Below are 26,277 nucleotides of genomic sequence, written 5' to 3'. Positions count from 1 at the left end.
AAAAATGGAGCAGAATCAGAACCGGGTGCCAAAGGAAAAATTGAATTGGTTCCCCTTCTTGTTCAGCGCGTCGCCCGTGATCGGAATACCGAAGTCGAGGCTCAGCGGAGCTCCTGCAACAAAGAGGCGAAGACCGAAGCCAAAGTTGTCGTTGTAGGAGGCCGGGTTGAAGTCATAGGCCCCGCGATTGACGAAGCCCGCGTCGTAGAAGATCGCGAAACGAATCGGGCTGACGATATCGAGCGAGTACTCGGCGCTGAAGAAACCGTAGGTCTTGCCGCCGATGGGCTCGTTGAACGCGTCGCGCGGCGCGACTTCGCGGAACTCGAAACCACGCAGCGTCGTGGGACCGCCGAGGTACCATTTGTTGTAGTATGGTACATCCGCCGCATCACCGAAGTTCTGCACCACGCCGCCGCGCGCGATCAGGCTGAGTACTTGGGTCTGCGTCTCGAACACCGGGAAGAACTGCGAACCGCGGAACTCGAGGCTGTAGTTGTTGTTGATCTTGCTGCCGCCGAGCGGACCGCCGGCGAACTTCAAGTTCACCTCCACGCGGTTGCCCGAGGTCGTATTGATAATCTTGTCACGCGTATCACGCTCGAGCTGCAGGCCGATGCTCGAGGACGCATTGCTGCCCGCGAGCGCCTGAATGATCGAGGACGCAGACGGCGAAATATCCTGAATATCGAAGATTTCGTAGGTGTACGAAAGGCGGCCGTTCCAGAGTTCCCACAGGTGCTTGCGGAGGTAGACCTCGAAGCCGGTTTGAATCTGGCTGTAGAACGTGGAGTTGTACTCGGAGCTCGTGCGGAAGACGCTGAAACCGAGACCGAGCTGCTTCTGGAAGAGCCACGGCTCCTCGAACGACAGCACCACTTCGCTCGACAGCGAGCCGAGCTGCATGCGGAGGCGGAACTTCTGGCCGTCGCCTTGGAAGAACGAGCGCCGGTTGAAAAGATCGAAGTTGGATTGCGAGACTTCGGCAAAGAGCGTCGCACGCTCGAGCGAACTGAAGCCCGCACCGAAGGTGAGATTGCCGGTCCGCCCTTCGCGGACCGCGATGCGCATGTTGCGGCGTCCGGGAATGTTCGTCTCCTGCGGCGTGACATCGACGCTCTCGAAGAAGCGCGTGTTATCCAGACGCAGCTGGCTGATCTTCATCAGCACCGTGCTGAACACATCGCCGGGCCCGAGCACGAGTTCACGGAGGATTACGGTGCTCTTCGTCTTCGTGTTACCCTCGACGACGATCGACTCGACGCTGAAGCGCTCGCTCTCGTTGATCTTGTACTCGAGGTCGATCGCCCCGGTCGCGACGTTCGGTTTGCGCAACAACTGAATGCGGGTGTCGAGGTAGCCGTCCTTGCCGTAGAAGTCATCGAGCCGCTGACGATCTGCATCGACCTTTGACGGCACGAACACGAAGCCCGGCTTCTGGCGCACGACGCGCTTGAGGAGCGCGGAATTGAAAAGGTTGTTGCCCGAGAAGGAGATCTCGCCGATGCGGTACTGGCGTCCCTCCTCGATGTTCACGACGAGGACGAGCTTCCCGGGGCTGGGATAGTTGAACAGCACCTTGTCCTGCGGAATCTCGACGTCGAGGTAACCCTGCTCGCGGAAATGATCGCGGAGCTTTTCCAGATCGTCCTCAAATTGATCGTCCTTGAAGCGACCGGAACCGGTCAGCCAGGAGAAAAGCCACCACTTCTTGGTTTCAATGACACCCCGCAGCTTTCGCGCGGACACGTGCGCATTGCCGACGAACTTGATGTCGGCGATCTTCACCTTCGCACCTTCGCGAATCTTGAAAACCACGGTGCCGAAACCACCGACGCGATCGCGCTCAATGGTATAATTTACCGAGACCTGATTATAGCCGGCTTTCTGGTAATACTCGCGCAGCTTCTCGGCGTCTTCCTTCACCTGACGCTCGTCGAGCGCCTGGTTCGGACGGACCTTCGCCTCTTTCTCGAGTCGATTGCTCTTCACCTTCTGGTTGCCCTCGAAGCGCACAGCCAAGACGCGGAACTTCGGAGTGACTTCAACGACGAGGTTGAAGGTCTGGGCGTCAACGGGCTCGTGCTTGACCTCGATGAATTCGAAAAGACCCGTGCGGTAGAGCGAACGGATGTCGCGATCGAGAATGACTTCGTCGAACTCGCCGCCTTCGCGGATCTGCATGTTGGCGCGGACGACCTGCTCGTTCACGTTCGCCGTGCCGACGAATTTGATGGTGACCGTCCCGACCTTGTAGGCTTGGGCAGGCGGCTGACCCTGCTGCTGCTGCGGTTGCGGGGCAAAGCCCTGCGCTGCCGCCGGCGTGACACCCGCTGCCAGCAACCCAACGACCGCGAGACACAAGGAAACGACCCTGCGCACAGGGTTACTGATGAAAGTTTTCAAAGCGGGTGATGTCTCGAAGGAAAGTGAGTTTCAGTTCTCCTACCGGGCCGTTTCGTTGCTTGGCAACGATTAACTCGGCCGAGTCGGCGGCTACTTGGAACTTTTCGTCGGCGTCTCTGGGACGGGCAAGCATCAGGACCACGTCGGCGTCCTGCTCGATCGAACCAGATTCGCGTAAGTCGGATAGTTTGGGTGTTCGATTGTCCTTTTCGGACGATCGGTTGAGTTGGGATAATACAAGCACGGGCACGTCGAGTTCCTTCGCAATCGCCTTCAAACCGCGCGAGGCCTCGGCGACCTGCTGTTCGCGCGGCACCTTCGGGTCCGTCGGGCTGAGCAATTGCAAGTAATCCACCATGATGAAGCCAAGCGGCGTGCGGGAGTGAATGCGCCGCGCCTTGGCGCGAAGCTGCATGATCGAGATTGCGCTCGAATCATCGATGAAGATGGGCGCCTTGGAAAACTGGTCCGCCGCCTCCACGAGGCGGTTCTGCTCGTCGCCGTTCTTGGACAGCAGCCCGTCGCGCAGCAATTTCATGTTCACCCGCGCGCGCGAGCACAGCATGCGCAACGCGAGCTGGGCGGCGCCCATTTCCAGCGAGAAAATCAACACGGCCGCCGGCGGTCCCTTTTTCGGCAGCGCGGCTGCCTCGGCAAAATTCAGCGCGAGCGACGTCTTGCCCATCGAGGGGCGCGCGGCCAGCACAATCATTTCCTGCTTCTGAAAGCCCCACATGAAAGCGTCGAGATCCTTGAAGCCGGACGACACTCCCGTGAGCTCGCCCTTTTTCATCATCATCTTGTTGATGACGCTCATCGCATCGCGCGTCGGCTCGCGCATCTGCTTGGCGCTTTCGCTCACGCGATTCTGAGTGACGCTGAAAATCTTGGCTTCGATCTGGTCGACGAACTCGTCGATGCCGCCGGTAAAGCCGTAACACTCCTCGACCGCACCCGTGGCGGAACGGATGATTTCACGCAGCAAAGCCTGCTCGCGGACTTTCTCGATGAAGTATCCCGCCTGGGCCGTGGTGGGAATCCGGCTGCTGACCTGCGCCAGAAACGCGTAGCCGCCGATTTGATCCAGCTGACGCGCGGTCTTCAGCTCCTCCGCGACGACGGAGATGTCAATCGGCTCCTGACGATTGTAGAGATCCAGCAGGCGCTCGTAGATCAGACCGTGCTTCGGATCATAGAACGACTCAGCGCGAATCCGGGCCTCGAGACACCGCGAAAGCACATCCTTGCCGTCGAGCAAACAACACGAAAGCAGGTACTCCTCCGCTTCCAGACTGTGGGGCAACATCCGGCCGGCGGCGCCCCCGGCGGAATTGCCGGAGAACGAGCGGGGGGAGTTGCTGGAGGTTTCTTGTACCATGCGGGACCTGAACGAAGTCCGAATCCGAGCGAACGCGGACGGTGAAGGCAACGTGGAGTTGCTCAGAATCAACCGCCCAACTGTTCACAAGCACGAAGGCCGCGTCCGACAAGCGGACGCGGCCTCCGGATAAATGGCGCCAACCTTATTCCTTGGTGTCCTTGCGGGGACGACGCTCAGGACGATCGGAGCGCTTTTCGGTGCGGTCACCGGCGGGCGCTTCCTCGACCGCGGCGGGCTCGATCGGATTCTCGGATACGACGTCGAACGCAACATCGACCGCGACGTCCGCGTGAAGTTTGATCTTCACCGTGTGCTTGCCGAGGGTCTTCACCGGCGTGAAGAGATGAATCTTCTTCTTGTCGAGCTCGACGCCCGCAGCGGTGAGCTTCTCGTGCACGTCCTGCGCGGTGATGGCGCCGAACATCCGGCCGCCCTCGCCCGTCTTCACGGCGAACGCGAGGCTCGTCTTCTCCAGCTTCTTCGCGAGCTCCTGGGCCGCGTTGAGGTCAGACTGCTCGCGCTCGGCGCGGCGCTTTTTCAACGCATCGATCTGCTTGCGATTCGCGCCGGTGAGCGGCACTGCAATCTTGCGGGGCAGGAGATAATTGCGGGCGTAGCCAGCGCGTACTTTGACTTGATCGCCTTCGCCGCCGAGGCCTTCGACGGGTTTGACGAGGAGAACTTCGCTATGAGCCATGATCGTATTGAGTTGAAATGTTAACGTTGTGGGTGTCGCGATCCCGCCGTTGTGGGACCGACGGCGCCAAGTTGGCGCCGCTACTATGGATTGAAGGGACTTAGAACGGAACGTCTTCGTCCAAATTTTCCTGAGCCGCGGGTTTCGGACCCGCACTGCGCGGAGGCGGAGCATGCCGTTCGGGCGAGCTGCCTCCGGTCTGATCGATATCGCCGGCAGGCGCGCCGCCGCCACCTGCCCCGCCGCCCCGGCTATCCCCGAGAAACTGAAACTGCTCGAGAACGACCTTCATGCGGCTGCGCTTTTCCTTCGTATTCTTGTCCTCCCACTGATCGAGCCGGAGACGGCCCTCCACGTAGAGCGGACGGCCCTTGGTGCAGTACTTGGCGATCGTCTCACCCTGTTTGCCCCATGCCTCGACATCAACGTAGATGACTTCCTCGCGACTCTCACCCGACTCCATCTTGAACTGCCGGTTGATCGCCAATGAAAACTGGCAGATCGGCGTACCCTTGGGCGTCACGCGCAATTCAGGATCGCGCGTGAGGTTGCCCATGAGGAGGACTTTGTTGAGTGAAGGCATGCGTGGGAATGGCGCTAAACGCCGGACGAAGTTAGGCGGACTGGATGAACGTGCGGTAAACGCTGCCGTTAAGCCGCAACTTTTCCCGCAAATTCGCGGGTGCATCGGCCGGCGCGGTGAAGTTCACGTGCACATAGGCGCCGCTGGTGAGCTTCTTGTCCGTGACGCGGACGAAGTCCTTCTTGCCGATGTTTTCCACGCCGGTGACTTCGCCTTTCACGTCGGCAATGACTTTCTTCACGTTTTCGACGATCTGATCGATGGTCTCCTCCTTGCCCCGGTTATCGAGGATGAAGGTCGCGCGGTAATTACGGTTGGTCGGTTTCATTTTGGGTCTCTGCGATTAAGCTGGTTCATGGCCGGCTCGACGCCGCGGGTGAGCAGCAATTCGAGGCCTTGGACGTACGTGTCGAGTTTTTGAGTGACGAGGATCTGTTGTTCGGGAGTGAATTTTCCGAGGACGAAGTCTGAGAGTTCCATCTGCGCGGGCTGCTTCGGGCCGATGCCCAGCCGGTAGCGAACGAATCCGCCGCCGAGATGCTCGAGCAGGCTGGCCACACCGTTGTGGCCGCCGGCGCTGCCCGTTGCCGTCACCTTGATCAATCCGAGATCGATGGTGAGATCGTCATAGACGGCGACGATTTGCGGAGGATCGATTTTGTAGAACCGAGCCATCGCACCGACCGACCGGCCACTTTCGTTCATGAACGTCAGCGGCTTGATCAGCCAGAGGGTCCGGCCACCGATTTCCCTGCGAGCAACGTCGGCGTTGAACTGTGGGGCGTGTTTCCAGGCGACGCCGTGCTTCTTGGCATAAGCGTCGAGCACGACCCAGCCGAGGTTGTGGCGGGATTGATCGTAATCGCGGCCTGGATTGCCCAGACCGGCGACGAGCGAGAGGAACATGACTCAAAGAACATTCGCCTGACTCCGCCGCGCAATCGCGGCGGAGCGGCACGGAAACACGGCCGGGAATTACTTCTTGGCCGGAGCAGCGGGCTTGGCGGCGCCAGCGGCCGGCTTGGCCGCACCTGCGGCGGGCTTCGCCCCGGCAGCCGGAGCGGCGCCAGCGGCCGGAGCCGCACCTGCGGCAGGAGCAGCAGCGGCACCTTCGGCGGGAGCGGCGCCAGCGGCGGCACCGGCGGCGGCAGCACCGGCACCAGCGGCAGCGGTGGGAGCGGTCGTTTCCTGCACGACTTCCGCCACAGGCTCGACGCACGCGACGACCGGCTGGCCCTTGGGGTCGAGGAACTCGACGCCCGCCACCGGCTTCAAACTGCCCACCTTGATCGTCTCACCGACCTTGAGCTCGGTGACATCAACCGCGATGGCTTCAGGCAGATCCTTGGGGAGAACGCGCACCCGCAGGAGCTGCGTCGCCATTTCCAAAACGCCGCTCTGGTTCTTGACGCCGAAGGACTCGCCTACGACGCGCACCGGCACGCGGATTTCGAATTTTTCGTCGCTCTTCACTTCCTGCAGATCGACGTGGAGATATTTATCCGTAATCGGGTCGCGCTGCACTTCCTGGAGGAAGGAAAGCGCCTTGCCGGACTTGCCGCTCTGCTGGAGCTCGATGAGCACCGCGCGACCGCCGACGGACTTGAGCAACCGGGTGAACTCCGGCCCTTCAATGGAGAGCGACTCCGGCTTCGTGTGCTTGCCGTAAAGAATCGCGGGCACGCGATTGGCTTTGCGGAGGCGACGGGATGCACTGCGGCCGGTCTGGGCTCGCGAGTCGACGTTGAGTTTGAACTGTTGGCTCATGGGTTTCGTTCCCCCTGTCACCCCGGAATTGGAGGCAGGCGTAATGGAAAAGAGGGTCAGGTGATAGGGTCGGCGAAAGTGAAAGCAACCAAAACTTTGGCAGCGTCCAAGAATTCCATGCCAATACTTAAAACGAGCATTGACAAGGTGGGCTCGCGCTCTGTTTTTCCACCCCTCTTTCGCATGACACAGGTCACGCGATTGCCACTGCCCGGTAGCTCAGTGGCAGAGCAGGTGACTGTTAATCACTTGGTCGCTGGTTCGATCCCAGCCCGGGCAGCCATTCTACAAAAGGGGCTTACGAGATAGTCGTAAGTCCCTTCTTTTTTGCCGCCCCTGACTGGTACGATCTTCCGCGCTCGCGCTTTCGAAATACCTGACCGCGCGACCAGGCACTAGCAGGTATCCACATTTCGCCGCCTGACTTGCACGGCCCCATCCTCCGCCGTCCCCGCTCCGGCTGGCTCGGCGCCCGCCGCAGGTGAGTGGCGCCGTCACCGTCGACCGGCCGCGGTGCCAGCCCAACGAACAAGGGAGAGGGTTTCACGGCCACTGCGTTCGCAAGCACACTTGCCTCCCGGCCTGACCTCGCTGTTCTCGAGGACCCGATTCAAGACTGTCGCCAGAGCCTTTCCAGCTCCGCCGCGCAGGGCTTGGCTTCGCGGTCCAGCCATGAGCCCCTTCGTCTTCCTCCGGTCTCGCTCGCGTGGGTCGCGTCTCGCGCGCACTCTCTTGATGTTCACCCTCGCCGGGCCAACCTTGCCTTCGGCGATTTCAGCCGACGCGCCCAAACCGGTTGCGACCACTCCCTCTCCAACGCGTACGATCATCAAGCGGCGGCCGCCCGTCCCGCTCGCCAGCCTGCCCGCGCCACGCAACACGAGCCCGCGAAGAATCCTTTTGGTCGACGACGATGGATCAGAGAACAACAGCGACCGCGGCAATCGCCAGCTGTCGCGCTCCGACGAAACGTTCCGTCGCCTAGTCGTCAGAGCGGCAGGCGGAGACGCCAGTGCGTGGGCGGTCGACATCGTAAGCGTCAACCAATCCGGCCCCACGCTCGAGCGACTGCAGGAATTCAATCTCGTCATCTGGTATACGGGCGGCTCATACGGCGGAAATCCGGACAACACCGCGGTGCTGAGTCTCGCCGACGAAAAGACCGTGCAGCGCTACATCGAGCAGACCGGCGGCACCTTCGTGCTCCTTTCGCCGGGCTACCTTTCGAATCATGCCTACGCGACCAGCTGGCAGTCTTCCCCTCATCCGTTTCTGCGCGAAGTCATGGGTATCGACGGCTTCCTCGCCCTCACGAAGCGTTTCGCCGCAGGCACGGTGAGGGCCTTCGACAGTTCCCGCTATGTGGTGGACGCCTTGAACGCTCCCCCGGCGGAATTCAGCGCCGTGAACCCGGATGGCTCCGCCATCGTGTTCACGTCACAAGTCGATCCCGCGGCCAAGACCGAAAGCCAGTTGCCCGTGGCCGTGGCCAACGCCTACCGCGGCGGGAGATGCGTCTACGTTGGCTTCACCGTCGAAAACGTTCCTCAAGCCGAGCAGGCCAAGGCGTTCGATGTAATTCTCGCCGCCGCCGGAGTCTCCGCCAACAAGCCGGGCAACAATGCGGTGACCGACGGCCCGCATCGTTTCGCAGTAAGTGGGGACTCCGTGTCACCCTTCAATTTCTCCGCCTCGCAAACGGGCCCCATCCGCGTGCAGGTCCAGTCCCAAGGCGTCCCCATCACCCTGACCGTCCTGCACCCCGACGGTCGTAAGGTCGAGCATCAAGGCTCGGGGAATTTTTCCTTCGACGACAACGTGGCGGCCGCCGACATCGCCCAAGGACACATGTGGGGCATCACGGTGCGGGCGACTCTGCGCACCTCCGCCGTCACGCCAATCGGCACGGGGACCTCCACGGTCACGCATCCCCCGAGCGATCCCGTCGCGGTCCAAGCCCAACTGGATCAATCCTCTTTGCGAACTACGGTACTCCGCAGAGCACCGGTGGTCCTGACAGAGAAGCCGTCGCTCGCGGCGCTGCAACAGATTGCGAGCACGTCCGTGGCGACAACGGGGTTGCAGACGGTCACGGTTCGTCCGTTGGACCCAACCCAGACAATCAAACCGGGCGTGAGCGTCGCGATGCCCGCCCAGCCCGGTCCCCTGCAGGCCACGGTCAGCGTCCTGCCGGGCGTGGTCACCACCGCGCAGTTTGCAGGGCCGGAGCCAATCCTGCGTTTCGACGTCATGCGCGGCAGCTCTGGCGCTCCCTTGAAAGTTTGGGGCAAGGACCTCTTTCCACCGAAGACCGGGGCCCGTCGAGTGCTCGATCAGCCCGCCGCCTTCGCCGCGGAGATGCACTTTGTCTGGGGCGACCGCGAGTGGGTCATGCCGATGACGGCGTGGGAAAACTTCAGGGGGTACGAAAACCAGCGGGATACCGAAACGGAGGACGACCGCTCCGGTTTTCAGGAGTATATCAACGGGCGCTGGTATGTCGGAGAGATGCGCATCGTCTATGAACGCGGTTACACTCTAAACCTGCCCGATATTCCGGCGCTGGATGACACGATCGTAACCGTCTTCATGAAAACCACGGACGGCCGGCGTTCGAAGTCGTACAATTTCACCTATGTGCCAGTCCGCACGACCGCCACCCTCGGACTTCCCTTCTCGAATGGCCGCATCCTCGATTCAAAACTGTCGGACGTTTATCCCAACGCGGACATCTCAAAGGGTTCGATCCGGCGCGATACGCTGCTGCTCGGATTCGAAGGCGATGATACATTTTACCACACCACCCGCCTCAAGAACGGCTGGAAAGTCACGGCCATCAATCTGGTGATCAAGGCCGAGCACTACGCCGGCGCCGCCATCATCGAGAGCGGGATCGGCACGGAATCACTGTACGCGAAGATACACTGGTCTCTCATTCCGTCGTTCCCTTCGTTCGAACTCGACCTCCTTGACTACACGCTGATCTACCATCTGTCGGGCCCCGTCGGTCAGCCGTACTTCTGAACCAAGTTCAGTGCGAGGGCCAACGCGACCGTCTCGCCAACGGCGCTGACTGTATGCCCAAAGCACCACGCACGAAGTCGCGTCGAGGCGGAGGCAAGCCCACGCCCCGCTTGATCATAGGACCGCTTCGATGGGATGCAGCCGCGCTACCGTTTCAGCTGAGCCGCGCGGAGCTTTTCGTACTCCGAAACCAGCTTCGTGTGCAGCGACCAGAAGCCGGGGCGTGGCGAGCCCGTGAGCTGGGCCACCAGGTGATCCAGGTGAATGTGCCAGCCCGACGCGTAGTTGGTGAGTTCGCGTTCTTCCTCCGCGCCGCGCGTGCGATGAGTGAGCACCAGCACGACGTCCTTGCCCTTGGGCGTCAGCTCGAAGGTGACCTCGGAGTCATCACTGCCGAACGTGTAGACCAGCAACCGGGGCGGTTCGCATTTCAACACGCGGCCCTCGAAGCTCACGCCTGGATCCTGCACCTGGGCGTACTTGGCCGGCGGCTTCTCCCCTGGTGCAATATTCTTGTGCACCATGTGAAACACGACCTTTCCACCCGCCTTCTGCTCCAGCAGGCCACCGCAGAACCAGCGCGCGCGTTTCACGGGATCCGTGAGGTACTCCCAGACGCGTTCAATCGGACCAGGTAGCGTTCGGACAATTCTGAGTTCGGCGGGACCGCTGAACTGGGCGTAGTCGTCTTTGGATTTCATGGGATTATTTTTTCTTTGCCTTGCGAGCCACGGCGGCGTCCTCCGCGCGGAGTTCGCGCTCGAGGGCGTCAAGCCGGCTGGACCAAACCATGCGCGTCTTCTGCAGCCACGCCTCGACCTCGTCGAAGCCGGCCGGATTCAGCGACTGAATCCGCGTCTGGCCCTCGGCCCGGGTCACCACGAGTCCCGCCTCCCGCAGCACGTTCAGGTGCTGGGAAATTGCCGGCGCACTGACGTCAAACTCCTTCACGATTTCTCCCGCCGTGCGATCGCGCCGGGCGAGCAGTTCCACGATTCGTCTCCGCGTCGGGTCGGCGATGGCCAGCAGGCTTTGCATAGTCCACGTTCCTTAAGCAACTGCTTAAATAAGCAAGCGGTAAATTACATCGCAACCCAGCAAGGAGCGCCAACGGCGCCTCCAAGTTCAGTTCCCTCCACAAGCCGGGCCTGACCAAGATGGACCACGGCGTGCGCCGCCTGCGTTGAGCCGCCGACAAGTGCCCGCCCGTGCGGGGCGAACTCCTATCGGGCGTCGCAGGGTTATCGGACTTCACTGAAACCCGGCGGCAACAGCCCGTGCACGGTGCGCACGATGCGTTCCTCGACGTCCGGAGCGAGCCGCGTGGGCAGACCGTAGTAATCCATCGCCAGCTCCGCCTCGTAGCCGCCCTCGGCGAGCACCTGAGTGGACGGTATGTAGCACGGCACGTGATTCGCGTAGGCGTTGACCCACACGCGCGACGCACCGAGTTCGCGCCTGAGGCGCAATCCGTATTCCGCAACGACCTCGCCGCCGAGAAACACCATCGCGAGTTCGTCGCCAAACACCCAGGCTTGCACCGGATACCGGATCGACGCGGGCAGCGGCCGACCGGCGTCGATCCGTTTCAGAAACTGCGCGGCGGCGTAAGCAACCGGTGGCTTGCCCTTGAGCCGCTCCTCCAACTCCGCGCGCGGCACCGTGCGCGCCAGCGGAATCTCGATCGCCCGAAATGTCGCGCTGGTGACTCGTCCGAGCGGACGCATCTCGCCGGCAAACAGCCGCGCGACCTCGCGCGCCACCGTCGTGCCGTGCGTCGCCACTTCCGGCAATCCCCGCGGCTGCGGATCGGAATCAGCCCCGCAGCCGATGGCGACCAACGCCACCGCACCGGTATGTGCCGACTCAATACGCGTCGCCGCGTCACCGGCCCAGTCCGGGTGCACGAAGTTTTCTCCGCCCTTCAGCACGGTGCAATGGCACGCGTAATTCACCAGCACTGCCCGCACCGCGCCGTCGGCATCCACGGCCCGAAGCACCGGCAGCGCGTGATTTACCGGCCCGCCGGGGGTTGCCTTGTAACCGGTATGCCGGCCCTCGACGATCAGCCGGCGGTTCACCGCAAATTCCGCCCTGCCCTCGGCCCACGACAGCCGCGCCGGCCGGCGATCCGCCAGCGCCGCAAGCGCGACGGCCACCATTTTCTCCTGCAACATGGCAGCGAACTTATCCAGCCGGCCGGTGACATCCGGCGACAGGTCGCGCGAAAACATGAACGGGATCGTACCCGCGACGGCCGGTCCGTTGTGCTGGTGCGTCGCACACACGGCGATGCGATCGCGCGTGATCCCGGGATGCTTCAGGCGCACCGCGTTGGCCACCGCTTCACTCAGGGCTTCGCTCACCGCAATCACCTCCGCCGCCACGAGCACCACCGGTCCGTCCGCATCGGAGCCAATCGCAAGGGCGCGCACATGGAGGGGCGCGACGACGCGCGTGGCTTCCGTCGTCCGTTGTTGGTAGCCAGCCAGCTGGATCGGCAGATCGGGTGTGATGTCGGCGCGAGCCGCGCCCACCGGCACGATCGGTTCGGCCGCACGCAGCAACGTCACTGCGAAAGCGCCCGACAGAACAAGAAGGCGGAGGAGAGCCAGTGTTGTTGTCATGGGAAGACCAGAGGGCTTCAATGGACTGCGGCGCACACGTCCCGTACGAGGCCGCGCAGCCAGCGATGTCCGGGATCAGCATCGAGCCGAGGGTGCCATACCATCGAAACCGTGAATTCCGCCAGGGTGACCGGAAGGACAAAACTAAACATGCCGGCACGCAGCTTCCCGGTGTGCCGCTCCGGCACGCTGGCGATGAGATCGGAGGTTCGCGCCAGCGTGAGGGCGGTCGAGAAGCCCGCGACCAGCGACACGGCAATCTCCCGCCGCAACGCGACCATCGCCAGGGCAGCATCCACCGGATCCTGGTTCGGTTCACGGGAAACGCAGATGTGCCGGCCGGACGCGTAGCGGGCGGGAGTAATCTTTCCCTTGCTGAGCGGGTGGCCCTTCCGCACGACGCCGATCAATCGATCCCGAAAAAGCGCCAGCGCGCGCAATTCAGGACTCATCGCCGGTGCGATGACGCCGGTCTCCAGGTCGACTGTTCCGTCGCGCAGGGGTGTGCTGTCCTTGTTGGGCTTCTGCACAAAGCGCAGTTGCACACCCGGCGCCTCCCTGCCGATTCGAGCGACGAGTGCCGGTCCGAAATTCTCCACGAAACCTTCGCTGGTCCGCAACGTGAAGGTCCGAACGTGCCGCTGGAGGTTGAGTTTCCCGACCGGACGCAGGACCGCTTCTCCATCCTGTACGAGTTGCCTGACCCGTTCCTGGAATTCGACGGCTCGCGGGGTGGGCACAAGCCCGCGGCCTGCTCTCACCAACAGCGGATCGCCTGTGGTCGCACGCAAGCGTGCCAGCGCCCGGCTCATCGCGGAAGGGCTGAGGCGCAACCTCCGGGCCGCTCGCGCCACGCTACCTTCAGCAAGCAGGACATCCAGAGTGACGAGCAGATTGAGATCGGGTCGGTTCATACTGCCGGCGGCGATCGGTCGAGAGGAGGCGTCACGTGCACGGATATAGTGCACAGGAGGCGTCTTCCGCCACTTCAATAAAACGGCTACACTGGGCCCATGCAAAAGACCGTCGAAGCAAGCGCACGGGCTCCCGCCGCCAAAGTCACCCCGACGCCCCCGGCGCGCGGGGCCGTCGCCGCTCTCTCCCTGTCCGTCCTGCTCGCTTCGCTCGGCACCAGCATCGCGAATGTCGGCCTGCCGACCTTCGCGGAGGTCTTCGGCGCCACGTTTCAGGAAGTCCAATGGATCGTCCTCTCCTACCTCCTGGCCGTCACCGCGTTGATTGTGAGCGTCGGACGACTCGGTGACCTTCTCGGCCGGCGCCGCCTGCTTCTGGCCGGCATCCTCTTGTTTACGCTGGCTTCCCTTCTCTGCGGTTTCGCGCCGACACTCGGGCTGCTGATCACCGCCCGCGCCCTGCAGGGACTGGGAGCCGCGGCGATGATGGCCCTGACGCTGGCCTTCGTCGGCGACATCGTCCCGCAAGCCCGCACCGGCCGCGCCATGGGACTGCTCGGCACGATGTCCGCCATCGGCACCGCGCTCGGCCCATCGCTCGGCGGACTCTTGATCCACGCCTCCAGCTGGCGGACGCTTTTCCTGATCAATGCACCGCTCGGCCTTGCGGCGCTGCTGCTGGCATGGCGGCATCTGCCGGCGGACCGTCGTCACGTCACGGCCGTCCGGATACGCTTCGACGGCGTGGGAACGCTGCTGTTGACGCTCGCCCTCGCCGCTTACGCGCTCGCGATGACGGTTGGCCGCGGCCATTTCGGCGCCTTCAACCTCGCCCTCCTCTTCGTCGCGGCCGTCGCAGCCGGACTCTTCGTGTTCGCCGAGTCGAAAGTGGCCGCTCCGTTGGTGCGATTGACGCTGCTCCGGGATCGCGGACTCAGGACAGGCCTGCTGACGAGCGGGGTCGTCGCGTCGGTCATGATGACAACGTTGGTCGTCGGTCCGTTCTATCTCGCCCTCGCGCTCGGTCTGACGTCGGCCGCGGTTGGCCTCGTCCTCTCCATCGGCCCGCTTGTCGCCGCCCTCATGGGCGTGCCGGCCGGTCGGATGGCCGACCGGCTCGGCACCCACCGCGTGACCCTCATCGGGCTGCTCGGCATCGCGGGCGGCGCCCTCGTCCTCGCCGTTTTGCCCGCACCCGCCGGCATCGCCGGTTATGTAGTGCCCATCGCGATCATCACCGTCAGCTATGCGCTCTTCCAGACTGCCAACAACACCGCTGTGATGCGGGACATCGCCGCGGACCAGAGGGGAGTTGTTTCCGGCCTGCTCAACCTTTCGCGCAATCTCGGCCTGGTCACCGGAGCTTCCGCCATGGGTGCGGTCTTCGCCTTCGGCTCGGCGACGACGGACATCACCACCGCCGGCCCTGCGGCCGTGGCCGACGGCATGCGCATCACGTTTGCCGTGGCAGCGACGCTGACTGGGCTCGCGTTGACTCTGGCCCAAAGCGTTCGTCCGCCGACCGCCCCAAAGGATCGACTCGCCCGTCAGTCCGCCCCGGTGGTGGACGCTGCCGCGGTCAGGTAACGGTCGACGATTTCACGCGACTGGCGCGGCGTGCCGTAACTCGACTTAAAAACCGGCCGGCGATGCCGCGATAGTCGGGCATGTCGACGGCGAAGTCTGAGTGGCGCGAAGCGCAGCCGGGGAGACTTCGCCTTCGCCCCGCGCCGCTCGGGGTTCAGGTTCAAGCACCACACCATCCAGCGGCCGCGCATCCTGATTCACACGCCGCCATCGCAGCCAAGGACGGCATTCAGATCCAAGCTCCAAGAGCCGCGCAAAAAAGCGTTGGCGCTGTCCGCCCAAGCCGGGTTCGCTCGTCGCCTTGACAGATCGAACCCTTCCCACCCCGCACCGCCAACTCCAGAACTGAAAGTCATGTCCACCCACACCATCCGACTTCACCGCGTGTTTCGTTCAACCCCGGAGAAAGTGTATCGCGCTTTCCTGGACGCCGAGGCCCTGAGCAAATGGCTGCCACCGTACGGATTCACCGCCAAGGTCCATCATCTGGACGCAAAGGTCGGCGGCACGTTCAGAATGTCGTTCACGAATTTCACGAACGGCAAGAGCCACGCCTTCGGCGGCACCTATCTCGAACTCGTGCCTCACGAACGCCTCCGTTACACGGACAAGTTCGACGATCCGAACCTGCCCGGCGAGATCGTCGTCGCCATTATTCTGAAGCCGGTATCGGTCGGCACCGAAGTGCACATCGAACAGACGGGCGTGCCCGCCATCATTCCGGCGGAGGCCTGCTACCTCGGCTGGCAGGAGTCCCTCGCGCAACTCGTGCAGATCGTCGAGCCTGACATTCCGAACTGATCGCGCTCCCGCCCGGAACGGTCACGGCGCGGTTTAGCCGTGGAATTCAGCCGGCAACAAATCAATTTGGACGGTCGCTTAAACACCGGCATCGACCCCGCGGGCGGAACCCGCCTCCATCTGATCCGTCATGCAAACCCCAGAAGGTCTGACCCGTCGCGCGTTTTTCAGGTCCGCGACCGTGGCCGCAGCGGCCCTCGCCGCCCATACCACCCCTGCCGCCTCGTCCGCCCCGGCGGCCAAGGGCGCGACGCCCCCGGCACCGCATCCGCTCATCACGCCCCCGGACGACTACTACGACGTTTCACGCGGCACGCCCAAACCGCACACCCTTGCGGGCGAAGCCTTGCGCCAGGCCCGGCTGACCCCGGAAACTTGGCGCTGCGAAATCGTAGCCGATCCGTTCACCAATGATCTGGTAAAGGAACCGGCGAGCGTCACCCGTCCCCTGACGCTGGCTGACGACAATGCGCTCGACCTCCCAACCCTGATGGCGCTGGGAGATCGAAACCGCGTTCATTTCCTCAAGGCCATCCAATGCCTGAACATCGCCGCGCCGCTCGGTCAGGGATTGTGGGAGGGCGTGCCGCTGCGGGACCTGCTGCGACTCGTCGGTCCGATGCGGAATGTCCGACGCATCTATTACTGGGGGTTTCACAACAACGACCCCAAGCAGGTTTTCCAATCCTCCCTCAGCTACACCGAGGCGATGGAGACACCCCCCGGCGATTTTCCGCCGTTCGTGGCCTACAAGCTCAACGGCCAGCCGATTCCACTCAAGCGCGGCGGGCCCGTGCGGCTGATCGTCCCGTGGGCCCATGGCTTCAAATCGATCAAGTGGCTCCAACGGATCTCCGTGACGAACGACTTCAAGGCAAACGACACCTACGCCAACCAGAACAATGATCCTGAGTCGCACCTGAAAACCGCGGCGTATATCGATCCGCTGCCGGGTTGGTTTTCCGCCGGGCAGCCGATCGCCTTGAGCGGACTCGTCCTCGCCGGCTATTCCGGATTGCAGCGCGTAGAATGTTGGCTGCATCGCGTCGAACCCGGTACGGCGCCCGTGGCGCAGGACGACGCCACCTATCAGGCCGCATCGTGGACGCCGTGCGCACTCGAGGCCCCGCCGTCGCACTGGAGCCTCCACTTTCCCGCCGGAGTTTCCACCCGGGAGGTCCTGGGCTTCGATCGGAAAACGGGACAGCCCGCGGCCTGGCCGCTGCGCTACAGCATGATTTCGTGGTCGGCCGCGTTCCAGGACTTGAAACCTGGCCGGTATGAGTTCCGCGCCCGCGCCGTGGACCTGAACGGCTTCGCCCAGCCTGAACCGCGGCCCGTGCTCAAGTCAGGCAAGAACGCCGTCGAGGTACGCCGGTTCGAGGTCGGGTAGAGCCACGCGGGTGCAGGTTAATCCCGGGCCAGCGCGCCGGTCTGCCGCCCGCAGGCGGCGGCGCGCCTCAGCCTCCGGAACCCGTCGACGGCTCCCCTCTCTTGGCCGACTATTTGTGGTTCTTGTGCTCGTCGCTGGCCGGCGTGCCCTTGGTCGGAGCGGAGCTTTTGGGCGGATTTATCATGATGTGCGCGCGATGCGTGCCGGGATTCATGATCCAGGGCGCGCCGTCCGCCAGCGGCGCCAGGGGGATGCCGGTCGACTCGACGGTCGCGTAGGGAATGTAGATGACGTACCGCGTGTAGAGTTCGGTGACCTCACCGGTCGCCTCGTTTACCTTTCCGGTCGTCACATTGAGGATACTCTTGTCGGGCATCTTGAGCTTGCCGGCCTTCACCTCCTCCTCCCGGATCTTGAAGACGTCGTTGGCGTTTTTACCCTGGGCGGTCAACGCCCGGCCGCGCGCCATGAACGGCTCCAGGTCCTTGTGGTAGCAGGCGACACTGAATCCCTTCTGCTTGGGATCATCGGCGAGACAGATGAAGTTGTTCGTGCCCGGGCGCAGCGTGACCACGGCGCCATCCGGGCCGTAGCCCATCACAGTCGCGGCCTCGCGCTCGGCCGCGGGTGCGGCAAGAACCGCCGTCTTGATTTGCCAGGCGGCAGTGGGAAGTTCCGCCGCGCCGGCGAGGGAGGTGATGCACAACAAGACAAGTCGGATATTCATGTTTGGGTGGGGTGACGATAGGCAGACGCGGGGTGACGAACGCAGCGTGGACCAGGACCGAAATGCCGGGACCCGATGAACGCCCAAGCGGGGAAACGCAGGCGCACGCACCGTGAGCGCCCGACTCGACGAGTGCAAGCCGGCGTCGGCCCGGTCACGCGGGGCGGAAGGGGTCAGGGCGATCGGCGTTTGCGAAAGCGGAAGACGTAGCCGCGGATGAGGTGGGGAGAGCCCATGCGAAGAGCGTCATTGATCCAGTGATACGGTACGCCTGAATCTCGGAGCCGACTGGCGATCTCGACTTTCCAAGGTGCGCCCGTTGAGGCGTTGGCAGCGCTGGCGATTGATTCACCGGCATTGAACAAAAGCACCTCAAGGGTCTTCCGCCAGCGCTCCTCCCGCAAGTCGCGTAGTTCGACAGTCTCTAGGCCGGGCGACAGCACGGCTTCCCGATACTCGCGAGCCATAGTTCGTTTCCACTCCAGCGTACCTATCGCCCACCCGCATGAAAGCCCATCGAACTTCAGGTTCGCCTGCTCCGTCGCATCGGTCGCAAGATTCGCGAGGTAGCGACAATATTCCGACCAGCCCGCAGCCGAATCGGAGAATCCAAGTTCGGCGAGCAGGGCATCAGCCGAAAGCCATGGTGGCCGCCTGAAGTGTTGGCATAGATGTCGCAGGCTGCTCCAGCGAAAGGACGCGCAGGTGAAGGGATCGACGACTTTCGCCCGAACTGGATTCAAGTGAATGTAATGGACAACGCGCACCAATGCCGCCGCGTTTTCTACGAGCAAGGCTTGGTAGCGCCCTTGGAAAAGATGGCCACGCTCTTGGCGAAACCGATTGAAACGGGTCGCGAACGTCCCCTGCAACCAGTGCATGCCGCTGATGAGATTCGGTTCCGGGGTTTCCAGCGCCAAATGAAAATGATTGCGCATGATCGCGAAGGCGTGGAGTCGCCATTGATAACGCTCACAAGTTTCGGCGATCGCTTTTTCAAACGCTTGAGCGGCGCCCACGGTCTCGAAAACGTCGCGGCGATAATTGCCGCGATTGATGACGTGATACAACGCCCCTTGGTACTCGATGCGAAGCCTTCGGGCCACGGGAGCAGCTAGACCTCGAATCCATCGCCGCCGCGATCCTCGGGCGCACCCAATCCAGAGTAGGCATGCACATTCCGAAGTGCGTAGTTCACGATCGGCGAACGCCCTGACCCCATCAGCGTGGGCGCAGCAACAACCCGCACGGGCGATGTGACGACCGCCAGGTCGACAGCAAGCAACGCCCCGGAGGCTGCGACGTCCGCTGCACGCCCGGGGACGTCCGCCCGAATCGTGGCGACGAACGCCCCAGTGCCGGAGATGACCGACACTCGGTCTGCAATCGCCGGCAAACGCGCTGTGACGTTTGGCGCACCGCCCGCGAGGACCGCCGCGCGCACTGCGACCGACGGCCCGAGCCTGACGACGAGCGACGCGAACGCGTTTACGCCCGACGCCACGAATGCTGCTCCCATCCAGCGAACCGACACGCCACGGCGCCGAGTCCTCCAGCGCACGATCGGACGGCCCCCCCACCGCACCGATTTCCCCGGTGCGGCTTTTTGCGTCGGTCGCCAACATGCGTCCCCGCCCATGCTCACGTTCCGCCATCCGGACTGGTCAATGCCTGGGTCACGCTCCTCCGGTCCCCGAGCACCAACGCTGATCCGAACGACCGCTTCATTACGGCGCAGGCGTGGCGATGGTGGTCCTTGGCACTGCTCGAGGCACAATACGGCAGCAGAATGACAGGCCGGATCCCGTGATCGAACAGCGCAAATGCAGTCGCCAGCACGCAACCATCCGTGTCCAAGCCGCAAAGATACACGGTACGAATCCCGTGTTGCCGCAGATGAGCCATGAACTCGGGGGTCGTGCCACTGTAATTACATTTGTCGAAGACGCACACCGCCCGTCGCCGCAACTCGGGCACGATCGCGATCGATTTCCGGCCCAGCATCTTTTTCCACTGCTGGAATCGTACGAACGAGCTGTCCCTCGAATTCACGAAACGCGTGAACGCCACCGGCACCGAGGCATGCTCGCGGAGCAGGCTTTCGATCCGCGGTACGACGTGCCGCGTGCCATCGTTGATGAATCCCGCCTGAACATCGATGACCAACAGCAGACGCGATTTCATGGAGTTCCTTTTTGGATACGCCCCGGTCGGATTCAATTGCACCCGCATCGGTGGAGGGATATCCCGCCCCCCCCGGCGAACTGAAACCGCGAAAGCTACCCGTCGGACCGCGATGTATCGACGACGCGCCGGCCCGTCGGAGAGATCGCCCTCATTTCGCCCGGCAGCGGACGGAAAAGCGCCTCCACTCGATCGTCAAACGTCGTCGCATGGACCAGCCCGTCGACGCTGCCGGTCACGGCAAAGCAACAAAGGCGGGCCAACCTCACAGCGAGCGCATCAGAGCACGCCGTGCGCCGCAGCAAAGAGAGAGCGTCACCTCCGACAATTCCCCACCCTCGTCAATTCCACGCTGACCGGACTCGACTCCGATGGAACTTCGCCGCTGGTATAACTGGTGACGGCACCGCGCATGACCTCCGCCGCACCCGCGTTTCTCTCGCGGGCCGAAGCCTTGGCGACGGACTATGCCGTCTACGTGGCGCCACCCATCGACGCCCGAGCGGCCGGTCCTTGGCCGGTGGTGGTGGTGCTTGATGGGGACTATTTTTTCGATCCGGCCGTGACAGCTGCGCGCGCCCTCCAGGCCAACGGCGCCATTCCACCGCTCGGGGTGATTGGCATCGGCTACGGCAAACCTTTTGGCGACCGCGGCAATCGTCGCGGTCGCGACTACACGCCGACCGCCGCGAACGAGGAACCCGGCAGTGGCGGCGCGGCCGCCTTTCTTGATCACCTCAGCACGAGCTTCTGGCCCGAACTCCTTGAACGCCTCCCGATCGCGCGGAACCGGAGCGCGCTCGCCGGCCATTCGTTGAGTGGACTTTTTGTCCTCTATGCCCTCGCTCAGCCGCAGCCGGCTTTTCACCGGGCGATTGCCGGCGCACCCTCGATTTGGTGGGACCAGCGCAGCCTGCTCGCGCATCTCACGCGGAGGCGCGACGTCCAGGCCTCACTCTCGGCGGAGCTCTATATTGGGGTCGGTACGGACGAGACCCCTTCCATGCTCGGCGACCTCGCACTGCTCGATCAGCAGCTCGCGGCCCGGCCGTTCGCCGGCCTGCGCGTCACCACCCAGCACTTTCCGAAGCGGGATCACTACAACGTGGTGCCCGACCTCTTTACCGGCGGCCTTCGCGCCTTGTTTGGCTGAAACGGAAACAGCCGCTTCGGCGCCGGGAGTTCCGCGCCGCGGCCAAGGCGCAATCCTCAATCCGTAGCGGCGGCGTCGAGAATCCTTACAATCGATCGCATCAAGCGAAGGCTGCCGCCGGCTGTTCACGCGACAAAATCAACCTAATACCAATCGCTCCTTGCTTTTGGACTTCTGGATCGATCGTGGCTAAAGTCCAAAGGCAAAGAGCGATTGGTACAACCCGTTCACGAGGACCCAAGAATTTCCGCCGGCCTACGCCAGCGTCCCTGCAGCGGTCGCCGTCGGAGTGTCCCGTCGCCGTGGACTTTTCCGCTTCGGGCAACTCATCCCCACAGCGAGCGACGCAAGCCGCGGGCGACCCAAGCGCCCCCTTCAGACGCGGACGGTGTAAGCCTGCTTTACAGTTTTTCCTCGTTCGCGCGCAGACGCGTCCGCCGGCGGCGGACGGTGAAGCCGACATTCGGCTTGCTTGGAAGACGTTGCCGTCAAGGAGTACGGCCGCATCCGTTGCGGCACGGTTAATGCACGCACGAACGCTCTACCCCTCCTCATGAATTCGATCCGCCTCGTCACCGCCTTGTTTATTTTCGGCAGCAGCGTCCTCACGAGCCGTTCGGCCGTGGTCTTCTACGAGGGGTCCGGCAGTACCTCCGCGGCCATTGTCGGCGTGCGCGACTCATTCCGGACTGCCATCGGTGGCGGCACCACGGCCGCAGCGAATGGCGATTTCGGCGGTGTGCGCCGTGAAATCAACTGGGATGGCGTGCCCAGCAATCTGTCGGATCCCAACGCGCTGCCGGGAAACTTCTTCAACGTGGACTCGCCCCGTGGAGTGGTGCTGACGACACCCGGCACGGGCTTCATGGTCAGCGCGAATGCCGGCGGGGCGACCGCGCCGCTGTTCGGTTTCGCCAATGACCTCCAGGCGTTCTCCGCGCAGAAACTCTTCACCGCGGTGAACAGCAATATCACCGATGTCTCGTTTTTCGTGCCTGGAACCACCACGGCCGCCACGACCAGCGCATTCGGCGTGGTCTTTGTCGATGTCGAGGTCGCCGGCTCGACGAAACTGGAATTCTTCGACTCGTTGAACAACCTGATCTTCTCGCGCGACGCCCTTGCCGCCGGCAACCAGGGACTGAGCTTCCTCGGCGGCGTGGCCACGGGTGGCGAACTGATCAGCCGCGTACGCATCACGTCCGGACTCAATACGTTCGTTGCGAACGGCACGCTCGGCAGCCCGAACCCCGACTTTGTGGTCATGGATGACTTCATCTACGCCACGCCCACCGCACGCGCCGGCTCCGTGCCTGATACAGGTTCAGTTTCGCTTCTTTTCGCCCTGAGCCTGGTCGGGCTCGCCGTGCTGAAACGGCGCGGCGGCGCAGCGGCCTGATTCACCCGGTAAACTCCCGTCCGCTCGCGGCGTCCGTTCAAAACCGCCACTGCGAGAAGAAGCGCCGGGAGAAGGCCTCAAGTCGGCGTCAGGTTGGCCGATCTTCTGCTCAAGACGTTCCCACTCGTCCTGCACGATGCCCAGCCGTCATGAGTTCACCCGCGATCCATCCCGATATTGAGTTCTGCGAATCGCACCGGGAGCAGCTTGCCGACCGTTACGCCGGCAAGGTCGTCGTGATAAAGGACCAGCAGGTGGTGCGCATCTACGAACGCGAGGACATCGCCCGCCGTGAGGCCGAGAAGGAATTCACCCCGGGCAGCTTTCTGATTCGGCGCATCGAGCCCGTTCGCCGTCTGCATCGAGTCTGAACCGCGGCACCGGCCAACGCCGCCCGGCAGGTGTTGGGTTTCCGTCGATCCGCACCTCTGCGGCTGCAGGTTCCCTCCGCCCGTCCCTCTCCTGGCCCCCTCGTCGCGATGCGACGGCCTTTGCGCCAGCATCGAGCCACGTGCGTGGCAGCCGCGCACTCTTGCCGCCGTTGAGATCGGGAAAGGTGCGTCGGACGGTTTCGGTTGGCCCGTTTCCCGCTTCACCTCACGGACAATCCCGTGAACTCCCCCAGCGCAAACCTCTCCCTGGCGCTCGAGAAACCCATCTCCGTCGGCCTCAGCTGCTGGCTGTGGCAGCGCCGCGCCCGCACCATCCGCCGCCTGGCGGCGCAACTCGGCGTCACTGTCCAGCTGACGCAGCACGTGCATGGCCTCCGTCTCGATATCGAGTGCCAGATTTCGGGCGCAAACGTCGAGCAGTTCATCGGCGAGTTCGTGCGCCATTGCTGACGTCGCCCCGCGCGCCCCACGACCCGCTTCAAGTCAGCCGCAACGACGAAACCGCGGCCGCCCCGGTTGATTCGGTTTGCCTCACGCGCGGACTGCGCTGAGGAGATTTCCGCCATGGACCACCTAAAACTTCTGCAGCAGTGGCACATGGGCCTGCGCATCGCCCACAAGGCGCACCAGCGGGCCGCGGTGAAATTCGAGCGCAGCGGTCGCTGGCTCGGCGCCGCGACGGTCATCGCATCCACGGTTGTCGGCACAAGCCTGTTCGCCGACGCCGGTGCAGACCTGTCGATCGGCTGGAAGATCGGCGCCGGCGTGCTCAGCCTGATTGCGGCCGTCCTTTCCGCCGTGCAAGGCACCCTGAAGTTCAGCGAACTCGCCTCGCAGCACCGCTCGGCCGCGCAACACTACGGTCCGCTGCGGCGCGAGGTCGAAGAGATGCTCGCGGAAGCAGGTGCCGGCGGAACCTTGTCCGCGACGAAGATTTCCGACCTCCGCAAACGCTGGGATGAAGTCGACGCCGACTCGCCCAACGTGCCGCAGAATCTGTACGACGCCGTGGTCGCCTCGTTGCAAACCACTCCGCCCCCGCACAAGTCGGTCTGATTTTCCGGAGTCTCCTCCGATGCGCCCGGAGTTTCTCTGTCATCTGCCCTTTCTGCGCCTGCCCCAGCGTAGCGATCAAGCGCTCGCCGACGGTGCCCGGCTCGTCGCACTCCCGTATGAAGAGTGGCTGGCGTTGGAGGATCCGGCGATGGACTACCACGAGCGGCGTTACCGCACCGTCGCACCGGTGTTCGTGCGCGCACTTCTCCCCGACGGACCGGACGCGGGCGCACTCACCGCCGCGCAGGAACGCGCCGCGGAGGAAATCATCGAGCGATCCCACACCGCCGCGATGCTCGCCCTGCCGGCGAACGCCCTCGCCGCGCCGGCATTGTCGGCCGCTTACGTGGCCTGGCGCGGGCTGCCCTGCAATCCGCCGCGCGAGGGCGGCTGGTTTTGCCCACCGGAATTGCCGGCAGTCGCCGCGGCCGACGACGATGGCATTCAACTCGGCCGCATCGTCGTGTGGCTGCAGCAACCGCCACCCGGCGGCGGCCCGAAGGAACAATGGATCGTCGAGCGCCGGTTCGGTCCGGCCCAACGCGAGTGGCTGCTTTCTCACTACGCGAACGAGGCGGACGCCCTCTCGCCCGACGCCGTGCAGGCGTTTGCCCGCCACTACGACCGGCTCGATCGCGCGGCCTGGGGCCCGCGCCGCGCCGCGGCCGTCCGCTGCGCCGATGTCGTGACGACCTTGGTCACTCCGGGGAATACCCGGCACGACGCGATCGTCCTGCTCGTGGCCGCGCTCGAAAATCTCGTCAACGCCGCCGCCGAGCGTCCGCTCGGCGATACGTTTGCCCGGCGGTGTGCCGCGTGGTTTGCCGAAACTCCGGCCGAACGCACCCGCGACCAGCTGCGATTTCGCCGCCTGTATGCGGCGCGGAGCGAGATCCTCCACGGCGCCGATCCCGACGCGGCCGTGCGCGCACTGGGCGTCGCAATCGACGCGACGAACGAAAGGGATCTGTTCGCTTGGTTGCGCCTGCACGCGTGGATCGCCGTCGACGGCCTCGTCGGTTGGTACGGCAGTCACCCCGACGACGATGGCGGCGCCACGCAGTTTCAACGCGCGCTCGCCACCGTCGCGAGTGCTGATGTCTCGTGGTCGGTGCAACGTGCCGCGCTGCTGGAGGGGCGCACTCATGTCCGCGGTTGACGATCCGACGCCACCGCCCGAGGCCGGCGGGATCGTTTTCATTCCCACGCACGGGGTCGAACTCTCCGGCGGCCGCGTGCCGTGCCACGGGTTGATTTTCCTCCGCCTGGACGGCCAGACCTGGTCAAATCTCGAGGCGCTGTGGATGCGCGACCAGGAACTCGATGTCTGGCTGAATCGCGAACGCACCTTTGCCGCGATGCCGTACACCGGCGAGGTCCGCGATCAGGGCAACGACGCCTTTGCCCGGGCCCTGGCGGCCTACGGCGACATCGTCTCCGCGGCGCGCCTGACCGCATCCGGCGTCTGGATCGATCCCCTTCACGTCGCCGCCGTGGCCCGCAGCAACGATGGCACCAACGTCCGGCTGGTCGGCACCGGGCGTCCCCGGCTCTGGGCCGCCGTCTTCGGCGACGCCCTCGCCGTCCGCGGCCGACAACGCAAATGGGGCGCGCGGGTCGAGTGTCGACCGGCGCAGGAACACCTGCCGCACGGTCCCGCCTACCCGCTCGATCTCGAGCGCGCGCAACGCATCGAGCGCGGCATTGCGATGCTCGCCGAGTTGCGCGCGCTCGTCCCGCATCACGCCTGGTGGGTCGCGCACCGGGCGTTCGAACGCGGCCACGATCTGTTCCAACCCCGCCGCGTTCGCCTCACCGCCCTCTTCGGCGGCTTCGAGGCCCTGTTTGGATCGTTTCGGCGCGAACGTGGTGATCCCGGCGTGGGCGCCGCCGTCGCCACCCTGCTCACGCGCGCCGGCTGGGAGGCCACCGATCCCGCGGCCTACGTCGAGCAGACGCTGCGACGGACGCGCAATCGCCTCGCCCACGGATCGGACCTCGCCGAGCCAATCGATTTTGCAAACATCGAAGAGAACCTGCTCAACCTCATGCGCGCCGGCCTCGGCTTCGCCTCCGCGTGGATTCGCGGCCTGCACGCACCCGACGTCCTGCCGGCCCCGGGGCCGGCGCGGACGCTGGCCGCGTTCCAACGCTGGCTGGGTCGGGCCGTATCCGAAGACGCCTGA

General features: G+C 63.9%; 25 protein-coding genes and 1 tRNA gene. 12 read left to right on the top strand and 14 right to left on the bottom strand.

From position 1 onward, the window contains the following. Window positions 1-15: 15 nt before the first annotated feature. The 7 genes from bamA to ACLJEU_RS10015 form a co-directional block, all read right to left on the bottom strand. Window positions 16-2,382 carry an outer membrane protein assembly factor BamA gene (gene bamA, locus ACLJEU_RS10045; protein ID WP_414664831.1) on the bottom strand — a complete coding sequence of 789 codons (2,367 nt, stop codon included), beginning with the start codon at window positions 2,380-2,382 and terminating at the stop codon, window positions 16-18. 4 nt (window positions 2,383-2,386) lie between these two features. Next, entirely contained in the window at window positions 2,387-3,784 is a 1,398-nt protein-coding gene (dnaB, locus tag ACLJEU_RS10040) for a replicative DNA helicase (RefSeq protein WP_414664830.1), read from the bottom strand. Window positions 3,785-3,929: 145 nt separating this feature from the next. Then, window positions 3,930-4,484 (bottom strand): 50S ribosomal protein L9, encoded by a 555-nt coding sequence (gene rplI, locus ACLJEU_RS10035; RefSeq protein WP_414664829.1) that lies wholly within the window; start codon window positions 4,482-4,484, stop codon window positions 3,930-3,932. 100 nt (window positions 4,485-4,584) lie between these two features. After that, window positions 4,585-5,067 carry a single-stranded DNA-binding protein gene (locus tag ACLJEU_RS10030; RefSeq protein ID WP_414664828.1) on the bottom strand — a complete coding sequence of 161 codons (483 nt, stop codon included), beginning with the start codon at window positions 5,065-5,067 and terminating at the stop codon, window positions 4,585-4,587. A 31-nt stretch (window positions 5,068-5,098) separates the two neighbouring features. After that, window positions 5,099-5,395, bottom strand: a complete 297-nt coding sequence (locus tag ACLJEU_RS10025) for a 30S ribosomal protein S6 (protein WP_414664827.1) — start codon at window positions 5,393-5,395, stop codon at window positions 5,099-5,101. Next, entirely contained in the window at window positions 5,392-5,973 is a 582-nt protein-coding gene (gene pth / locus ACLJEU_RS10020; RefSeq protein ID WP_414664826.1) for an aminoacyl-tRNA hydrolase, read from the bottom strand. The genes ACLJEU_RS10025 and pth overlap by 4 nt, the downstream gene beginning before the upstream one ends. Window positions 5,974-6,042: 69 nt before the next feature. Then, window positions 6,043-6,834: a 50S ribosomal protein L25 gene (locus ACLJEU_RS10015; protein ID WP_414664825.1), complete on the bottom strand. Its 792-nt coding sequence runs from the start codon at window positions 6,832-6,834 to the stop codon at window positions 6,043-6,045. A 208-nt stretch (window positions 6,835-7,042) separates the two neighbouring features. Here ACLJEU_RS10015 and ACLJEU_RS10010 point away from each other — a divergent pair. Together ACLJEU_RS10010 and ACLJEU_RS10005 are read left to right on the top strand one after the other, a co-directional pair. Beyond that, a tRNA-Asn gene (locus ACLJEU_RS10010) sits at window positions 7,043-7,117 on the top strand. 617 nt (window positions 7,118-7,734) lie between these two features. After that, the gene (locus tag ACLJEU_RS10005) at window positions 7,735-9,858 is read left to right on the top strand and encodes a hypothetical protein (protein WP_414664824.1); all 2,124 of its coding nucleotides are present in this window, start codon (window positions 7,735-7,737) and stop codon (window positions 9,856-9,858) included. A gap of 146 nt (window positions 9,859-10,004) precedes the next feature. Here ACLJEU_RS10005 and ACLJEU_RS10000 read toward each other — a convergent pair whose 3' ends face one another. From ACLJEU_RS10000 to ACLJEU_RS09985, 4 genes are all read right to left on the bottom strand, one after another. Next, window positions 10,005-10,559: an SRPBCC family protein gene (locus ACLJEU_RS10000; RefSeq protein ID WP_414664823.1), complete on the bottom strand. Its 555-nt coding sequence runs from the start codon at window positions 10,557-10,559 to the stop codon at window positions 10,005-10,007. Between the two features lie 4 nt (window positions 10,560-10,563). Next, on the bottom strand, window positions 10,564-10,896 hold the full coding sequence (locus ACLJEU_RS09995; protein ID WP_414664822.1) for a metalloregulator ArsR/SmtB family transcription factor: 333 nt from the start codon (window positions 10,894-10,896) through the stop codon (window positions 10,564-10,566). A gap of 203 nt (window positions 10,897-11,099) precedes the next feature. After that, on the bottom strand, window positions 11,100-12,485 hold the full coding sequence (locus tag ACLJEU_RS09990; protein WP_414664821.1) for a neutral/alkaline non-lysosomal ceramidase N-terminal domain-containing protein: 1,386 nt from the start codon (window positions 12,483-12,485) through the stop codon (window positions 11,100-11,102). A gap of 17 nt (window positions 12,486-12,502) precedes the next feature. Further along, the gene (locus ACLJEU_RS09985) at window positions 12,503-13,399 is read right to left on the bottom strand and encodes a LysR family transcriptional regulator (RefSeq protein ID WP_414664860.1); all 897 of its coding nucleotides are present in this window, start codon (window positions 13,397-13,399) and stop codon (window positions 12,503-12,505) included. A gap of 99 nt (window positions 13,400-13,498) precedes the next feature. On the opposite strand from ACLJEU_RS09985, the gene ACLJEU_RS09980 reads away from it, so the two are divergent. From ACLJEU_RS09980 to ACLJEU_RS09970, 3 genes are all read left to right on the top strand, one after another. Further along, the gene (locus ACLJEU_RS09980; RefSeq protein WP_414664820.1) at window positions 13,499-14,986 is read left to right on the top strand and encodes an MFS transporter; all 1,488 of its coding nucleotides are present in this window, start codon (window positions 13,499-13,501) and stop codon (window positions 14,984-14,986) included. A gap of 354 nt (window positions 14,987-15,340) precedes the next feature. After that, complete coding sequence (locus ACLJEU_RS09975) at window positions 15,341-15,787, top strand: SRPBCC family protein (RefSeq protein ID WP_414664819.1); 447 nt, start codon at window positions 15,341-15,343, stop codon at window positions 15,785-15,787. A gap of 130 nt (window positions 15,788-15,917) precedes the next feature. Then, entirely contained in the window at window positions 15,918-17,180 is a 1,263-nt protein-coding gene (locus ACLJEU_RS09970; RefSeq protein WP_414664818.1) for a molybdopterin-dependent oxidoreductase, read from the top strand. 109 nt (window positions 17,181-17,289) lie between these two features. On the opposite strand, the gene ACLJEU_RS09965 is transcribed toward ACLJEU_RS09970, so the two are convergent. The 3 genes from ACLJEU_RS09965 to ACLJEU_RS09955 form a co-directional block, all read right to left on the bottom strand. After that, window positions 17,290-17,907, bottom strand: coding sequence for a hypothetical protein (locus tag ACLJEU_RS09965; RefSeq protein WP_414664817.1), 618 nt, complete (start codon window positions 17,905-17,907; stop codon window positions 17,290-17,292). Window positions 17,908-18,080: 173 nt separating this feature from the next. Further along, a complete protein-coding gene (locus ACLJEU_RS09960; RefSeq protein ID WP_457795368.1) occupies window positions 18,081-19,013 on the bottom strand; it encodes a transposase in 933 nt (310 codons plus the stop codon). A gap of 535 nt (window positions 19,014-19,548) precedes the next feature. Beyond that, on the bottom strand, window positions 19,549-20,091 hold the full coding sequence (locus tag ACLJEU_RS09955; protein ID WP_414664815.1) for a cysteine hydrolase family protein: 543 nt from the start codon (window positions 20,089-20,091) through the stop codon (window positions 19,549-19,551). Between the two features lie 412 nt (window positions 20,092-20,503). On the opposite strand from ACLJEU_RS09955, the gene ACLJEU_RS09950 reads away from it, so the two are divergent. The 7 genes from ACLJEU_RS09950 (at window position 20,504) to ACLJEU_RS09920 (ending at window position 26,277) form a co-directional block, all read left to right on the top strand. Beyond that, entirely contained in the window at window positions 20,504-21,244 is a 741-nt protein-coding gene (locus ACLJEU_RS09950) for an alpha/beta hydrolase (RefSeq protein ID WP_414664814.1), read from the top strand. 553 nt (window positions 21,245-21,797) lie between these two features. Continuing rightward, window positions 21,798-22,643, top strand: coding sequence for a VPDSG-CTERM sorting domain-containing protein (locus ACLJEU_RS09945; protein ID WP_414664813.1), 846 nt, complete (start codon window positions 21,798-21,800; stop codon window positions 22,641-22,643). Window positions 22,644-22,792: 149 nt separating this feature from the next. Beyond that, window positions 22,793-23,014 carry a hypothetical protein gene (locus ACLJEU_RS09940; protein WP_414664812.1) on the top strand — a complete coding sequence of 74 codons (222 nt, stop codon included), beginning with the start codon at window positions 22,793-22,795 and terminating at the stop codon, window positions 23,012-23,014. A 240-nt stretch (window positions 23,015-23,254) separates the two neighbouring features. Further along, window positions 23,255-23,485 (top strand): hypothetical protein, encoded by a 231-nt coding sequence (locus ACLJEU_RS09935; RefSeq protein ID WP_414664811.1) that lies wholly within the window; start codon window positions 23,255-23,257, stop codon window positions 23,483-23,485. 114 nt (window positions 23,486-23,599) lie between these two features. Beyond that, a complete protein-coding gene (locus ACLJEU_RS09930; protein ID WP_414664810.1) occupies window positions 23,600-24,091 on the top strand; it encodes an SLATT domain-containing protein in 492 nt (163 codons plus the stop codon). 19 nt (window positions 24,092-24,110) lie between these two features. Beyond that, entirely contained in the window at window positions 24,111-25,250 is a 1,140-nt protein-coding gene (locus ACLJEU_RS09925; protein ID WP_414664809.1) for a hypothetical protein, read from the top strand. Beyond that, window positions 25,237-26,277 (top strand): hypothetical protein, encoded by a 1,041-nt coding sequence (locus tag ACLJEU_RS09920; protein ID WP_414664808.1) that lies wholly within the window; start codon window positions 25,237-25,239, stop codon window positions 26,275-26,277. The genes ACLJEU_RS09925 and ACLJEU_RS09920 overlap by 14 nt, the downstream gene beginning before the upstream one ends.

This window comes from Terrisphaera buseokensis, assembly GCF_047521145.2.
In the GTDB taxonomy this organism is placed as follows: domain Bacteria; phylum Verrucomicrobiota; class Verrucomicrobiia; order Opitutales; family Opitutaceae; genus ER46.
This window is presented reverse-complemented; position numbering and strand designations above follow the sequence as displayed.